At 41.8% G+C, this 15,553-nt stretch carries 16 protein-coding genes; 4 read left to right on the top strand and 12 right to left on the bottom strand.

Going from position 1 to position 15,553, the window contains the following annotated elements; all coding sequences use genetic code 11:
• Window positions 1–107 precede the first annotated feature (107 nt).
• The 3 genes from ACED25_RS03490 (at window position 108) to ACED25_RS03480 (ending at window position 4,356) form a co-directional block, all read left to right on the top strand.
• Window positions 108–1,220: a mechanosensitive ion channel family protein gene (locus ACED25_RS03490; protein WP_371694630.1), complete on the top strand. Its 1,113-nt coding sequence runs from the start codon at window positions 108–110 to the stop codon at window positions 1,218–1,220.
• A 160-nt stretch (window positions 1,221–1,380) separates the two neighbouring features.
• Window positions 1,381–2,916, top strand: a complete 1,536-nt coding sequence (locus ACED25_RS03485) for a mannose-1-phosphate guanylyltransferase/mannose-6-phosphate isomerase (protein ID WP_371694651.1) — start codon at window positions 1,381–1,383, stop codon at window positions 2,914–2,916.
• Window positions 2,917–2,931: 15 nt separating this feature from the next.
• Complete coding sequence (locus tag ACED25_RS03480; protein ID WP_371694629.1) at window positions 2,932–4,356, top strand: phosphomannomutase CpsG; 1,425 nt, start codon at window positions 2,932–2,934, stop codon at window positions 4,354–4,356.
• A 112-nt stretch (window positions 4,357–4,468) separates the two neighbouring features.
• Here the strand turns inward: ACED25_RS03480 and aroG are convergent, their stop codons facing one another.
• The 12 genes from aroG to ACED25_RS03420 all read right to left on the bottom strand — a co-directional run bounded on the left by aroG (window position 4,469) and on the right by ACED25_RS03420 (window position 15,375).
• Window positions 4,469–5,521, bottom strand: a complete 1,053-nt coding sequence (gene aroG, locus ACED25_RS03475) for a 3-deoxy-7-phosphoheptulonate synthase AroG (protein WP_012600346.1) — start codon at window positions 5,519–5,521, stop codon at window positions 4,469–4,471.
• A gap of 687 nt (window positions 5,522–6,208) precedes the next feature.
• Complete coding sequence (locus ACED25_RS03470; protein ID WP_009845645.1) at window positions 6,209–6,523, bottom strand: DNA-binding transcriptional regulator; 315 nt, start codon at window positions 6,521–6,523, stop codon at window positions 6,209–6,211.
• Entirely contained in the window at window positions 6,510–6,842 is a 333-nt protein-coding gene (locus ACED25_RS03465) for a type II toxin-antitoxin system RelE/ParE family toxin (protein ID WP_371694628.1), read from the bottom strand. Before ACED25_RS03465 ends, ACED25_RS03470 begins: the two co-directional genes overlap by 14 nt.
• Before the next feature lie 501 nt (window positions 6,843–7,343).
• Entirely contained in the window at window positions 7,344–8,258 is a 915-nt protein-coding gene (locus ACED25_RS03460) for a DUF4435 domain-containing protein (RefSeq protein ID WP_371694627.1), read from the bottom strand.
• The gene (locus tag ACED25_RS03455) at window positions 8,248–9,630 is read right to left on the bottom strand and encodes an AAA family ATPase (RefSeq protein ID WP_371694626.1); all 1,383 of its coding nucleotides are present in this window, start codon (window positions 9,628–9,630) and stop codon (window positions 8,248–8,250) included. The genes ACED25_RS03460 and ACED25_RS03455 overlap by 11 nt, the downstream gene beginning before the upstream one ends.
• A gap of 592 nt (window positions 9,631–10,222) precedes the next feature.
• A complete protein-coding gene (locus tag ACED25_RS03450; RefSeq protein WP_009845653.1) occupies window positions 10,223–10,441 on the bottom strand; it encodes a DUF3820 family protein in 219 nt (72 codons plus the stop codon).
• A 12-nt stretch (window positions 10,442–10,453) separates the two neighbouring features.
• Window positions 10,454–11,125 (bottom strand): DUF3313 domain-containing protein, encoded by a 672-nt coding sequence (locus tag ACED25_RS03445; protein ID WP_065678179.1) that lies wholly within the window; start codon window positions 11,123–11,125, stop codon window positions 10,454–10,456.
• Between the two features lie 96 nt (window positions 11,126–11,221).
• Window positions 11,222–11,575, bottom strand: a complete 354-nt coding sequence (locus tag ACED25_RS03440) for an XRE family transcriptional regulator (RefSeq protein ID WP_135383695.1) — start codon at window positions 11,573–11,575, stop codon at window positions 11,222–11,224.
• Window positions 11,576–11,773: 198 nt separating this feature from the next.
• Window positions 11,774–12,748, bottom strand: coding sequence for a heme o synthase (gene cyoE / locus ACED25_RS03435; RefSeq protein ID WP_371694625.1), 975 nt, complete (start codon window positions 12,746–12,748; stop codon window positions 11,774–11,776).
• Window positions 12,738–13,793, bottom strand: a complete 1,056-nt coding sequence (locus tag ACED25_RS03430; protein WP_371694624.1) for a heme A synthase — start codon at window positions 13,791–13,793, stop codon at window positions 12,738–12,740. The genes cyoE and ACED25_RS03430 overlap by 11 nt, the downstream gene beginning before the upstream one ends.
• Before the next feature lie 102 nt (window positions 13,794–13,895).
• A complete protein-coding gene (locus tag ACED25_RS03425) occupies window positions 13,896–14,504 on the bottom strand; it encodes a hypothetical protein (protein ID WP_102504076.1) in 609 nt (202 codons plus the stop codon).
• Window positions 14,497–15,375: an SURF1 family protein gene (locus tag ACED25_RS03420; RefSeq protein WP_371694623.1), complete on the bottom strand. Its 879-nt coding sequence runs from the start codon at window positions 15,373–15,375 to the stop codon at window positions 14,497–14,499. The genes ACED25_RS03425 and ACED25_RS03420 overlap by 8 nt, the downstream gene beginning before the upstream one ends.
• Here ACED25_RS03420 and ACED25_RS03415 point away from each other — a divergent pair.
• Window positions 15,314–15,544: a DUF2909 family protein gene (locus ACED25_RS03415; protein WP_371694622.1), complete on the top strand. Its 231-nt coding sequence runs from the start codon at window positions 15,314–15,316 to the stop codon at window positions 15,542–15,544. The two genes, ACED25_RS03420 and ACED25_RS03415, sit on opposite strands and share 62 nt — an antisense overlap.
• Window positions 15,545–15,553: the final 9 nt, after the last annotated feature.

The following is a 15,553-nucleotide window of genomic DNA, read 5'->3' as shown; positions in this document are numbered from 1 at the left end:
ATCCATATAGAGATACAATTGTCAGCTAATCGCTTGATTTATAAAGGTAGAGAACAAAAGTGATTTCTGCTAATTTCTAACCCACTATTTCTGCGGCAGTACACACAATGAATGAATTCATAACCCAAGTACAAACCTACATTAACCAGAGCCATAGTGATTGGGCAAACAGCGTCCTATTCATCACTATTGCGAGCTTTCTCGCTTGGGTCGCTTGGCGAATTATCCATAATCGCTTAGAAATTCTGGTTCAGAAAACCCCATTCCACTGGGATGACCTACTGCTAGAGGCGCTAAAAACACCTGTCAGTACATTACTCTGGTGTTGGCCTGCAACTGTCTCTGTGGGGTTAATCCTTCAAGATCAGTTTGGCAATGAAATTAATTGGTTAAAAACACTTAAGCACATATTAATTATCTGTACCTTCGTTTGGTTTACCTTGCGAATGATCACCAACACTGAAGCGTACGTCTTAGAACAGAAAACCAGAGACGAAACCACAGTACAAGCTATCGCGAAAGTCGCTCGCTTGTTCTTTATGGTGATGGGCGGCCTGACCATCATGCAGGCATTTGGTCTGAGCCTATCGGGCTTACTCACCTTCGGTGGTGTGGGTGGCTTGATCGTCGGTTTGGCAGCAAAGGATCTACTGTCGAATTTCTTTGGCGGAATGATGATTTACTTCGACCGCCCGTTTAAAGTTGGCGATTGGATACGCTCACCAGACCGTCAAATCGAAGGCACAGTCGAACGCATTGGCTGGCGCATGACCATCATTAGAACCTTTGATAAGCGCCCTTTGTACGTACCGAATTCTGTGTTCAGTAACATTGTGGTGGAGAACCCATCAAGAATGTTGAACCGCAGAATCAATGAGACTTTTGGGCTGCGTTACCAAGATGCGAACAAACTGGCTCTAATTGTTGATGAAGTTAGATCCATGCTCGAAACACACCCTGACATTGATGCAAAACAGACGCTGATCGTTAACTTTGATAAGTTTGGTCCATCAACCCTTAATTTCTTTATCTACACCTTCACCAAAACGGTTAACTGGGTTAGATACCACGAAGTTAAGCAAGATGTCCTGCTGCAGGTGTTGGCGATTATTCATAAGCACAATGCTGATATTGCCTTCCCAACACAAACACTCAAGATCGATCCTCAAGATTTTGGCGAAGCTCAAGGTATGGTCTTTTCCAACTCAGAAGGCCATTAAGAAGCACATCTATATTGCTTATCGTTTATAGCTTGTCGTTAAGTCGATGGGTTATCGATAAGTAAGTCGGTTATTGATAAGTAAACTGGTTATCGATAAATAAACAGAGTGAAGCGTGGTAACATGGCGCCAGTATTCAAATACACCTAATTACCACTTTATGATTTTACCTGTCATTCTAGCTGGCGGCTCCGGAAGCCGCCTCTGGCCTCTGTCTCGCGAGCTCTACCCTAAGCAATTCCTCAACATTGCTGGCGAACAATCAATGCTTCAGCAAACGCTTCAACGCTTGAAAGGTCTTGAGGACTATCTAACGGATAGCAAGTGCGCAGCTCCATTCATTATCTGTAATGAAGAACACCGCTTTATTGCCGCTGAACAAGCTCGATCGGCTAACATCCAACATAGTGGTATTCTGCTAGAGCCTGTCGGTCGAAACACGGCTCCAGCCATCGCATTAGCGGCATTACAAGCCTTAGGTAAATCAGCCAATAATGAGCAGGATGCATCAGACCCGATCTTATTAGTACTGGCTGCTGATCATCACATCGCTAACACCTCTGAATTCCAACAAGTGATCAGTCGTGGTGTTGATTACGCGAAGCAAGGCAAACTGGTGACATTCGGCATAACACCCAACGCGCCAGAAACGGGTTATGGCTATATCAAACAAGGCCAACCACTTCCCTCTAGCCTGCAAATAGAAACCAACACTACAGTGCAATCAGTCCATCACGCCTACACCATTGAATGCTTCATAGAAAAGCCAGATAGAGAAACTGCAGAAGCGTACATCCGCTCAGAACAGTACTTATGGAACAGTGGCATGTTCATGTTTAAGGCATCTCGTTATATTGAAGAACTCGCCGAACACCACCCCGAGATATTGGCGGCTTGTAAACTCGCTCTTGCAAAGCAAAATACCGACCTCGACTTTATCCGTATTGATGCAGAAGCATTCAAAAGCAGCCCGAGTGATTCCATCGATTATGCCGTGATGGAGAAGACCTCACACGCCGCAGTGATCCCAATGGATGTAGGTTGGAATGACATCGGTTCATGGTCTGCTATCTGGGATGTAAGCGACAGAGATGAGCACAATAACGTCATTGAAGGTGATGTATTAACCGTCGATTCTCAACACAACTACATTCATGCGGAAAATAAGCTGGTCGCGACTGTAGGTGTCGACAATTTGATCATTGTCGAAACCAAAGATGCAATATTGGTTGCGAACAAAGACGAAGTTCAAGGTGTTAAGTCGATTGTTAGCCAACTGAATCAGGCTGGTCGAACGGAGCATGTCCATCATCGCGAGGTCTTTAGGCCTTGGGGTAAATACGACGTGATCGATCTAGGCAAACGAGACAAAGTGAAGCGCATTACAGTCAACGCTGGCCATAGGCTTTCGTTGCAAATGCATCACCATAGAGCGGAGCATTGGGTTGTAGTGGCAGGTACTGCGAAAGTAACCAACGATGAGAAAACGTATCTCGTCGAAGAAGATCAATCCACTTACATTCCGTTAGGCCATATCCACAGCCTTGAGAACCCTGGAGACTCACCTCTCGAAATGATTGAAGTACAAACCGGTAGTCATTTAAGTGAAAACGATATCATTCGATATCAAGACAGCTATGGGCGAGACGTTCGAAACCAACAAGCTTCTTCGTCTCAGAACAACAAATCGAAATAAAGCGGCGACAATCAAGTGAAACCAACATTAGACCTTAACTGCTTTAAGAACAACGATATTCGCGGCATCATTGGTGACCAAATCAATGGGTACTTTGCCTACCTGCTCGGCAAAGCATTTGGAGAATACGCCCTATCCACGACACCTGAAGCCTCATTCGATGGCTTGGCTCAAGTGGTGATTGGTCGTGATAACCGAGAAACGTCCCTTTCATTACAAGAAGCCATGACCAAAGGCTTAATCGAGTCTGGAATAACCGTCGTTGACCTTGGAATGACAGGGACTGAAGAAGTCTACTTTGCAACTCGCCACCTTGGCGCCATTGGCGGAATCCAAATTACGGCAAGCCATAACCCAATTAATTACAACGGAATGAAATTGGTCGGCTTGGACGCTAGCCCGATAAGTAAAAACAGTGGGTTAGATGAAATCAAACGACGCATTAAAATACTCAATCAAGAACTGAACTGCAATTTACCGTTCGTTCATGCACAACCAAGTAACTCTAGTAGATCGACCAGTATTCTCGCCCCTTATGTAGACCACCTACTCTCTTATATATCTCCTTCTGAGCTTTCACCTATGAAAATTGTGGTGAACGCAGGGAACGGTGTCGCAGGACATGTCATTGATGCTTTGGAGAAGAAATTTAACGAACTCAGTGCCTCTATCACCTTCATCAAGGTTCACCATACTCCTGACGGAAATTTCCCTAATGGTATTCCCAATCCATTGATTATAGAAAACCAAATAGCGACTCGAAATGCTGTGCTAGAACATTCGGCCGATCTAGGAATTGCGTGGGATGGTGATTTTGACCGCTGCTTTTTCTTTGATGAAAAAGGCAATTATATTGAGGGTTACTATATTGTCGGGTTGCTCGCTGAAGCATTTTTGTTAAAAGAGCCTAACGCCACTGTATTACACGATATGCGTATGACATGGAACACAATTGAAGTCGCCAATAAGCTTGGTGGGGAGGCTGTTGCAGTCAAAGCTGGGCATGCGCTCATCAAAGAGAAGATGCGAGAATTAAACGCAGTGTACGGTGGTGAAATGAGTGCGCACCACTATTTCCGTGATTTTGGGTATTGCGATTCAGGAATGATTCCTTGGCTCTTAGTGATTGAACTAATCGGTGAGACTCAACAATCTCTTCATCAATTGACCAGTTCGAGTATGGATAGATTCCCTTCTTCGGGAGAGATCAATCGCAGAGTTTCAGACCCAGAACAAGTCATGGCTTGTGTGTTGTCGCACTATCAAGTTGATGCCGTTGAGATCGATCACACAGACGGGCTCAGCATGAATATGGGCACATGGCGCTTCAACTTAAGAAAGTCTAATACCGAGCCATTAATACGCCTTAATGTAGAAACCAGACAAGATAGAGCTTTGCTATCACTTAAAGTCGACGAGCTACTGTCTTTTCTTATTTAAGAGTCCAAGGCACTTTCCGTTTACAACTAAGAACCACAAAAAAGCCCTTATTAGCGATTGCTAATAAGGGCTTTGAATTTTTAGCCGCTTGGCGACTGGCTGAATAATTAGATTACTTGTTACGACGGGCTTCAACAGCACCGGCAAGTTGACGAAGTACTGTTTCAGTATCTTCCCAACCAATACATGCGTCAGTAACAGATTGACCGTACGTCGCCGCTTTACCGTCAACTAAGTCTTGGCGACCTTCAACTAGGTGAGATTCAATCATCACACCAAAAATGGCTTTATCACCACCAGAGATCTGTGCACTTACGTCATCAGAAACGTTCATTTGGCGCTTGAACTGCTTTGAGCTGTTCGCGTGGCTGAAATCAATCATCACTTTCTGTGGAAGACCTGAAGCTTCTAGCTCTTCTTTAATCTTACCAACGTGCTCTGCACTGTAGTTTGGCTCTTTACCACCACGTAGGATGATATGACAATCAGGGTTACCTGCGGTTTCAACGATCGCTGAGTGGCCGTATTTAGTTACCGACAAGAAGTGGTGAGAAGCGCTTGCAGAGCGAATTGCATCTGTTGCGATCTTGATGTTGCCATCCGTACCATTCTTGAAGCCAACTGGGCAAGATAGGCCTGAAGCCAGTTCACGGTGAACTTGAGATTCTGTCGTACGTGCGCCAATTGCGCCCCAGCTGATTAGATCGGCAACGTATTGCGGCGTGATCATATCTAAGAATTCGCTCGCCGTAGGCATTCCCATATCAGTTAGGTCAAGTAGTAACTTACGTCCTAGACGAAGACCGTCATTTAGTTTGAACGTGTCGTTCATGTACGGGTCATTGATTAGACCTTTCCAGCCAACGGTGGTACGTGGTTTTTCAAAGTAAACACGCATTACGATTTCAAGGTTATCGCCTAGTTCGTCGCGTAGCACTTTCAAACGTTTACCGTACTCAAGCGCAGCTTCTGTATCATGAATAGAACATGGGCCAACAATAACAAGTAAGCGATCATCGCTATCTTCTAAAATATTATGGATCGCTTTGCGGCTTTCAAAGGTTGTAGAAGAAGCAATTTCTGTCGCTGGAAACTTTTCTAAAACAGCAACAGGTGGTAATAACTCTTTTACTTTGTTAATTCTTACATCATCAGTCTGGAACATTGCTTACTTCTTCCTATTTTCTATCCTTGAGGCTGAATGCACGTTATCTCACGTCACTTTCCATCAGCATTTATCTTCTTGTTCCCTGTAACTTAACTAGTAAAAACCACAGTTTCAATCACTAATTAAAAAAAAACGCAATTTATTTTGTGTTTTATATTTAAAACACCCTGTATAACATTATTTACACATTATCGATTGTGCAGTTATCAGACACAGTAAGAACACAGCTCTTCAAACTATCCTGGCTAGATAATGTCTTACGCAACGATAGATAAAAGCTCTTTACCACACTACAGCCTTTACAAAACGCATACACAAAAAATAGAGAGCTAAAGACTTTTCGTCACATAGAGAAAAAATGGGAACTAGCACCACAACCTTGGTTTGGATGTTACTCATCGAAGAATAGAACCGATCAAATTTGGCAATTTCTGCGCAGGAACGGTATATGGAGAATTGTACAGGCGAAACAACAGAAGATGTGACGACGAAAGAAACGAAGAACAGCTAACTGGTTGATAAGATTGCTATCGCGACCTTACCTTGGCCTCGATCGTCTTGTGAAAAGCCTCAAAGCGGTGCGCCCTTCATACTCAATCGTACAATTTACTTAATAAAGTGGCTTCGGGCTTGTTCAACACTTGGGATTTAGTGTTGGCTGCGCAACACCCTAGCCCTTATTTGTTATAGCTCAGCGATGTGCGAAAGAGTTTCCGGATGACGCTGAACCAATTTTAGAAGGGTCACAGCTTGTCCATTTGGTGCGCTACGCCCTTGTTCCCAGTTTTCTAATGTTCGGGATGATGTATGCAGTAAACGCGCAAACACACCACGCGACATATTAAACTGTTCACGGATACTCACGATTTCATTAGGTGAAATATCTAACTCACTGATATCGTTAACTTGATGAGTTTTAAGAGTGAGTTTACCCTCTGAATGCTCTTTAGCCTCAACAAGAGCAGTACTTAACTCTGCAAATAGGTCACGATTGCTCATTACACCACGCCTCCATAAAAGCCTTTAATTGTTTCTTTTGATCTGCAGTTAAATCGGACATTTCATTCTTGCCATAAATTGTCAGCAAGTAGAAACGACGCTTTTCATCGAGGAAGTAATAGATAACACGAGAGCCGCCACGCTTGCCCTTACCTTTACTTGCAACTCGAATCTTTCGCAAACCACCTGTACCTTGAATCACGTCCCCCTGTTTTGGGTTAGACATTAACTCAGCTTGAAAAAGCCTAAACTCATCATCGCTGAGATATTCATTACGGTACTTTTCAAATATGGTCGATTCGACAAATACACTTTTCATACACAGAGTATACGCAAGTGACGTACACATAGCAAAACTATACGTGATTAACGTAGTTATGACTTTTCAGAAGGTGAATCTGACCTGAGCTATAACGCCTGCATACCCACAGCCAACAACGAAACTTGCATCCACATCTGCACATTATTAGGTAACAACACTCAATAAACTCGGTCACGATGCCCAATTTATGGTTGTCGATTTTGACATGCGTAGAAGTGAGCGGAGCCACCTGGCCAAAAGGCATTGATAATAGGGAGAATGGCATCAAAAAAAAACAGAGGAGATGTGACGACGAAAGAAACGAAAAACAGCTAACTGGTTGATAAGATTGCTATCGCAACCTTATCTTGACCTCGCTCGCCTTGAGAAAAGCCACAAAGCGATGTGCCCTTCAAATGCAATCGTACAATTTTTACTTAACAAAGTGGCTTCGGGCTTGTTCAACACTTGGGATTTAGTGTTGGCTGCGCAACACCTTAAGCCTTATTTGTTAGCACTTTATGCTGCGATGTTTCCAAAATATTTATCCAAACAATTTGGAGCTGTTGAAAAGGGATGAATCTCTTCAAATAGCTTCCTGCTATCTTTTTTAGATATGGTAAATTTAACCTTATTTTTCATTATTTTTTTGTCCTTCTTTTTATTTGCGTCTTCAATTAAGTAAGATAAAATAAAAGAAAATATAGCCCAATGAAATTTTCCTCTTAGAGTTTTTTCTAGGGGTTCTTTAGTCAAAAAATCCAAGCTAATTTCAATTTCTTCATTTGTTATTTCAGGCGCATTTTCGTGGCGATTTTTAATATCTTCAAGTGTATAACATGCAGTAATTTGATCATGTGAGTAATGAATAAAATCGTCAGGGATATTTTTAGGAAAACTTAAACTTTTGTTTTTACGTTCATGACATAAATTACGCTGTGTAAACATCCATGCATTGTATAAACTTAAAGCTTCATAGAACTCAGTTGTTAATTTTTGATAAAAACACATCGCTTTAGTATATTCAGCATCAGTAATGTTCAGGTTGAACCTTTCATGTAAATAGTTTACGTACGTTGTTTTGTTATAAACTAGGTTTTCAACGGCATAACTAGGCGTTACATAAATGGTATTACACACGTTACTATTATCATCAAAATCCCTATCAATAAAATAACCAATAACTCGCTGTTCACTTATATCATCTTTTGTCATTTCATGTATTTCTAGGACTCCTTTTTTGCCACCGCAGTGCAAAGGCATTATTTGCTTTTCATTATATTTCCCTCTAGCTTTCAAAGGGTAATAGAGTAGATCGTCTTCTCCTTCAACAAAAAAGAATGCATATTCATTTTTATTCTTTAGTAACTGAAATTTTTGATAAGCAATTACCGTTGCGGAGCGTTCCATTTGTGCATCCAACTTATTCTTCATCAGTGCACTCCATATCTATTATGGAAATACTATCACTCAAATTTTCAGTCTTATGTTTAAGATCATTATCATAAATAAAAGGAGAATGTGTAACCGCCATTAACAAGTCACACTTTCCAGAGTCAACTATATCTGGTAGCAATAACATCTGCCAAAATATAGATAATGATAATTCTGGCTCATCGAAGAGTACTATGAACCTTTTCTCTGAATTTAAATAAATTTTAGAAAAAAGAGATACAATTTGCTGCTCACCTGAAGATAATGCATTCAAATCTATCTCTTTTTTAGACTTTTTACTATTAATGTAGATTTCTATATTTGACTTATTATATACTAGTTCTGTTTGTTCTAAATATTTATTACAAACCGAGGTGAATTTATCAGTATATATGTCGATTTCTTTTTGTTCTTCATATACTTCAACCAATTTACTTAAAAAATAGACAAGCATATTATCAGACTCTGGATATACACCACTCTTTACTGCATTTAAAATTCTAGCTTTATCTTCTTCATCAAAGGTCTCACCTAAACGACTAATTACAACTTTTACATCTTCTTCTGATATATTCAACACGTCTGCTTTAGCTGTGAAATCCCCCCTAACCAATTGGCGAAGAATTTCTGCTGATAATGTATTTAAACCTTTACTTGATAGCCTCGCTACTTCTGCCTTTATTTCTTCAAATCTATCTTTGACATCTTTCATGCCAAATTGAATTGGTATTTCAGAATTACCTTTAATTTCAAATTCTAATTCTTCATCTAAATCGATATCAATCTCAAGGTTTTTTAAATCTTCTTCAACTCTTCGATAAGTAGGGAAATAAAGTATTTCAATATCAGAAAGGGTGTCCTTTAAAATTTGATTGAATTCATTAAACATAGATGCAGGATGGTTTATTAATAATGCAAAATCTTTATTAATATCATCTACAAACCTATGGCTTGCATAGTCCAGACGTTCAACTAACAAACCATCTTCAACATCTTTAACTGTTATTTGATTAGTTTCAATTTCTTTTAGGACTTGTTTATATTCTTTAGAATGGTCAAACACTCCCCCAAGCCTTCTTTTCATTTGAGACAGACTATTTCTACGATTATTATGTCTATTAAACAATTCTAAATCATACTTAGAAAAGGAGATTTTAGATTCGTTAGTGAATTCAAGGATAACTTTATTAAAATCATACTTTTCTAACTTATTAAAATCACCCTTTAACATATGATAAAACATATTCATTACAGTCGTTTTACCGCTGCCATTCTCTCCTATTAATATTAATTCCTTGTCACTAAAAGTAAGTGATACATTCTGGCAACCAAAGAGGCTAGATATGCTAAATTTTTGAACTATTTTTTCCACGAAAACTCCATAATCATTAATAGTGCTAACATTTTAATATCGTGCAAGTACGAATTCACCCAGTCAATATATCAAAAAGGTTGCTTATAACCAACTGAATGCTACGCATTTAATATAAAAGTGGGTCTCAACATTAAGTGTAAAAACGTGCAAGCACACATTACCGCCGATGTAGGGCACGTTACCATTCTTAGCCATCCATCAATCTAAATATTAATCAATACCTTAAAATTAAACTCTCGTTTTATTAGTGCTCATTCAGAGTTAAAAGCCACTCTTCTTTAGGCCATGGTTGATTCAATACGCAATAAACTGCCTGTGTGTACAGGTCACTGAGGGGGAAGCTAAAGCTAGTCGATTCTGAACTCGTCATTAATGAACATGGTGGATGACTAATAATTAATAATGAAGACAGGAGCGTTGAGGAAAGGTGTTAAGGGGGCAATATTACAGCTACAGCGACTCTTGTGGGTTAAATTAGAAAGGCAAGATTCAGTTCTTGCCTCTGTATTGAGTGTTCCTCAGAAAACCACAACAACTCGTCACTTATTTGGATGGGATGTTGATTTATGACTGTGAGATGCGACTAGGGCTAATAGTCATATTTAAGCGGTTGCACCACAGAATCTAAGCCCTCAATCTTGAGTGCTAAGCATAGCTGCATTAGATCGCCCAACTCACCTTGTGGGAAGCCCTTTTTATCGAACCACAGCAAGTATTCTTCAGGTAGGTCAATCAAGGTTCGGCCAGCGTATTTGCCAAATGGCATTTGCATTCTGGCTAGCTTAATTAGGTTCTCTTTCTCTAGCATTACAAGCTCTTTCTAGACGTCGTCGATGTTCTGTAGAGTATCACCTAAACGTTCAACCCAATAGTTGATCGCATCTTTGGCATCATCTAACGAATCAATCATAGTAGAAAAGTCTTTGTTACCCGCTTCGCGGTCGATAGCTGCAAACAATGGAGTGCCGTCTTGCGCATCACTGACCAATAGCTCAACACTGGCGCTCCCAACGTTGGTGTGCTCGCCTGTCGTCACCTTAGATATAGTCGACATCGCAAGGCCAAACGGCAGCACACTGCTTGTCACGGCTAAGATCGGATTGGGCGTTTCAACATTACTTAAGGCAATACTCAAACGTAGCGTGTTCCCTGTTGGTTCATCGACAATCGTTTTATGAGGCGATATTTTCGCTTCCAAACGGCTCACCATATGATCTGTGAGCTCCTGAATGTCTTCCTGATCTAATGTGCCTTCTTCTGCCAACACAAAGACTTGGTCGATCACCACAGAGTCATAAGCGTCTAACTTGGATTTCAAACGTTGTTCGTCACGCAGCCCTATCCTTGCCCAAACTAAATCAACGCCTCCATCAGGGCCAGGTCGAAAATCTTCATAACTGGTGAATTTAGTAGCGGTTTTAATTGGGCCGCCTGCACAACCAAACAAAAACATGCTGGTTGCAACAAGCAAAAGGACTTTTAAAGGTTTCATAACGCACTTAAGTAAATCAAGGGATTAAGTAAGTATGTCATACCCTAAGTGAAAAAGTTGTAGAAAAAGAGGTAAAACTCAGAGTTCGATCTAAAATCAATGGTTCTGAACGGTATGTGCATACTCTACGATCACCTGATTGCCTTCGATATAAGCATTTTGGATCTCACCATCAACACTCATTCTACTTTTCAGATAAACCACTTTGGGCCCGGATTCATTGTCTTCTTTAAGTGAAGGGAGCACATTCCTTGGATCCAAATGAAGCAAACGACAGAAGTGACTAACGAAAGACATGGTTAATGCTTTCTCCCCTCTTAGCACTCGTGAAAAATCCAACTGGTTCATCCCTAGCTTTTTTGAAAACTCCATCTGCGTAATTCGCATTCGAGATTTTTGTGACATCCACGTTTGGTACAAAGCATCTCTATCTTGCTCAGTGAATTCCATTACCGGTTCCTTTATATAATTCATGCCAATCAATTGTCCGGCTTTTCATACATGACATGTCAGGGTTTGGTTAGTGGAAACCAAAGGTTTGGTTTTGATATGGGAATAACCTTGTTTTGAGCTATATAGAACTATATACAGCTATCAGAGCTATCAGAGCTATCAGAGCTATCAGAGCTATCAGAGCTATCAGAGCTATCAGAGCAAATAATGATCCGCCAACAGAGCAACAAACAAAATCATAAGATGATAAATGGAGAACTTGAAGGTCTTCATCGCCATGTTAGGCTCATCACGATACTTAAGTACCCAAGCGTGATAAACAAACCCACCGTTGAGTATCAATGAAGCGCTCAGATATATCCAGCTGCTCATGCCGACCAATACAGGCAATATACACACGATGCTAAGCAACAAGGTATAGAGCAAAATAGAAGTCTTGGTGTATTCGATTCCGTGGGTCACAGGCAGCATGGGGATGCTCACTTTGGCATACTCGTCACGACGGTGAATTGCCAATGCCCAAAAGTGCGGAGGGGTCCAGATAAAGATGATCATCACCAACAACCAAGCGTTTGAATGCAGCTCGTTGGTGACTGCCGTCCAGCCCAAAAGCGGAGGCATAGCGCCTGCGATCCCTGCAATTACGATGTTCTGTGGCGTCGCTCGCTTCAAGTACATGGTATAGATCACCGCGTAGCCCAATAAGCTTGCAAAGGTTAACCAAGCGGTGAGTTGATTGACCCACACCACAAGCGTGACGAAACCAAGTAAGCCAATACCCGCGGCAAAGCTGAACACGCGCGCACTACTCAGTTCACCGGATGGTAAAGGTCGTCGATTTGTTCGAGTCATTTGTCCATCGATCTTTTTGTCGATCAAATGGTTAAACGCAGCTGCCGAACCAGCCATTAACCCTATCCCAATCATCCCGAACAGAGTTTGTTGCAAAGGCAATCCATTCGGCACAGCCAAACACATTCCAACCAATGCAGTTAGCAGCATCAAAGCCACCACTTTAGGCTTGGTCAGTGTTAAATAGATCTTCCAAGTAGCTTTGTTTTTTGCTGCTGTTTCGTTACTTAAAGCGATGTCGTTGTTAGCTGTTATCTTAGGAGTTGAGGCTACTCCTTGAACCACCACTCCATGTTGTGTTGACGTTCTACTGACCATGCTTACCTCCTTGTAATACACTGTTCTTCACCAAGCTCTCACTCGGTTTGCGTTGCCACACGACAAAATTGGTCACCACCATGCTGATTAGCAACATCGCTGCGACTAGGTTATGCAAAACCGCGACTGATATTGGCAGATGAAACCATACATTGCTGATTCCAAGGCTGATTTGAGTAACCAAGACTATTGCGACAATCACGCTCAGCTTTTGGTGAGGCACTTGGCCAAATTTCCATAGCTGGTACACGATCATCAGCACCGTTAACGTCGCCACAATAGCCCCGAACCTGTGCATGACATGGATGGTGAGCCTTGCGGGATATTCCAACACACCAAACTCATAGTTATCATGGCCGTGTTGAGCAAAATCGAACGCATTTTTGAAGTCGAGATAGCTCATCCAGTTACCTTCACATATGGGTAACTGTGTACACACCAACGCGGCATAGTTCGACGATGTCCAACCACCAAGCAGTATCTGCCCGACCACAATGAGTAGCCCGAACAGCGTCCAAACCTTAAGTGACGAAGTATACGTAGCCTCACCAAAACGGCTTTGAAATTGAGACAAACGACAGTAGAGCAGACACAACAGCGACAGTAGCGTGAAGCCCCCCATCAAATGTGCCATAACCACAACGGGCATCAACTTGAGAGTCACCGTCCACATTCCAAGCAAAGCCTGAAGTATCACGGTTGCAGAGATAAGTAACGGAAGACCAGCAGCTGTTATATTCTTTTTAATACACCAAGCAACAACGACAAAGATAAGCAGCCCTAATGTTCCTGCAAAGTAGCGATGGATCATCTCTATCCACGCTTTGTCTGCTTCGAGAGCACGTTCTGGAAATTGTAGATTGGCTTGATTCACTGCTTGGGCATCAGAAGGAACGGTTATCTTGCCGTAACACCCTGGCCAATCAGGACAGCCAAGACCAGCATCCGACAAACGGGTATAAGCGCCGAGCACGATCACGGTAAGGGTTAATAAAATCGTTAATCTCATCATGTGTATGAGTAAATCAGGGGCTCTATTCTGCATCGTTTATCTCCCTATATTTATTCCCTTTTCGCTAACAACACTCAGCATTAACGCAATTTGCTAAAGCGCATCAACTCAAGCGTATCAACTTAAGCTGATTAACTACCCAACTCGTGACAGCTTAAGCAGCTTTCTTAAATCATGAATCATGCCTTTAGATTGACTAACTAACTGAGACGGGTCAGAAACGCTTTTGTACTCCATGACCAACTGCCCTAGTGGGTCAATAATGACAATCGAAGCAGGCGAAAACTCAGTACTTAACTGATCACCACCAGCTAACAAAGATAAATCCGGCTTGTTGAGCGAACCCGACAACGAATTACCTTCTGAGACAAAAACAACGGCAGTCACTCGCTCTTTGTTTTTCCCTAACGCCAAATAGCTTTGATTCAAATAATGGAGTTGTTGTTCGCACAAGCTTTCACACTCTGTAGGAGCGATATAACCCACTAACCACCCTTCTCCAGCCATGGGTACCGTTACGCCGAAATCCGCAAGCGTGGTTCTTGGTTCTACCAATTCGCCTGAGTTAGTGACACCGGAGGTATACCAATTCTGGTCCAGCACAGTTTTGGCGATAATGGCAGGCAAAGCGAAAATTAAAACAAGTCCAATTAATACCAAGCGCCCTTTAGTACGACGGCTTCTGAGCTCAGCCATGTTTGCCTCGGTAATTTCCCTGTTCACTTGTGCTTGAGATTTATCCATCCTTATTCCTCGTGATAGGTGTTGCTTTTAGGTACCGATAGCCAATCAACATCGTCAAAAACAAAAGTACCGCAGCCATAACAAACCATTGAAATGAGTAACCAAAATGCTTCTCAGATTTCATCGCCGTTGGACGCCATAACATTTCATAGGGCCATGAATCTAAACTCTGAGGTTGGAAGACAAAGGGCAGCACTTCTTGTCCTGTGTACTGTGATAACGCTGTTATGTTTAAGTTTTGGATTCTATTCGGTGTCGTATTTTCTAATCCCAACTCATGACTTAGAGGGTTCAACGAACGTGTGTACAAACGCCCTGACAGATTGGTTAGTAGTGTGATGCTTCCTAATTGGGGTAGCTCTCTTCTGTCACGGCTAGCTGCAACGAACCCAAGATCAATCAACAGTTGTTTTCTTCCATCTTGTGTTGGAACTTCGCCCAACATGTAAATCATATACCCTACCGTTCCTTGGTTAATCTGGTTGTCTAACAAAACCACTAAACCACTTGGTGCTTTCAATTCCACATCAACCTTCAAACCATTTAAAAACAGCTGTTCAGATGCACCTTGCGCTTGTATACGCGAGTCCTTCCATTCAGAGATAACCGCATCCAATGACCTAGACGATTGCTGCGCTCTTTCTGATAATTGCTGTTCATAACGCAATTTCTCGTTACCACGCTCTAACTGCCACAAACCTAACTTGATTAAAATGCCGACTGAAACCACAGTTAAAACAACCGCTATCCAAAAACCTTTACTGCGGAACTTGTGTTCATCATCAATCAATCGATTTGGAGTTATCACTATGGCGTCATCTTCCTTTGTGTTGTTGTTTAAAATTGTGTTAGTCGCTTTGCTGTTCTTCATCGCTTTCAATTTGATGAAAGGTCTAATCCAAATCGCCTCGGGAAAACACAATGGAAAAAGGCTCAGTCACTTCTTGGGGCGTCGTGTCATGTGGTCAGCCGTTGTCGTGCTACTTTTATTACTTGCTCTGGGATCAGGAGTGATAACTCCCAACCCTCGCCCCTATTAATCCCCTATA

It is taken from the genome of Vibrio sp. 1F263, assembly GCF_041439035.1.
GTDB classification, from domain to species: Bacteria; Pseudomonadota; Gammaproteobacteria; order Enterobacterales; family Vibrionaceae; genus Vibrio; species Vibrio tasmaniensis_A.
The sequence above is the reverse complement of the archived record's forward strand: the minus strand, read 5'-3'. Positions and strand labels throughout refer to the sequence as shown.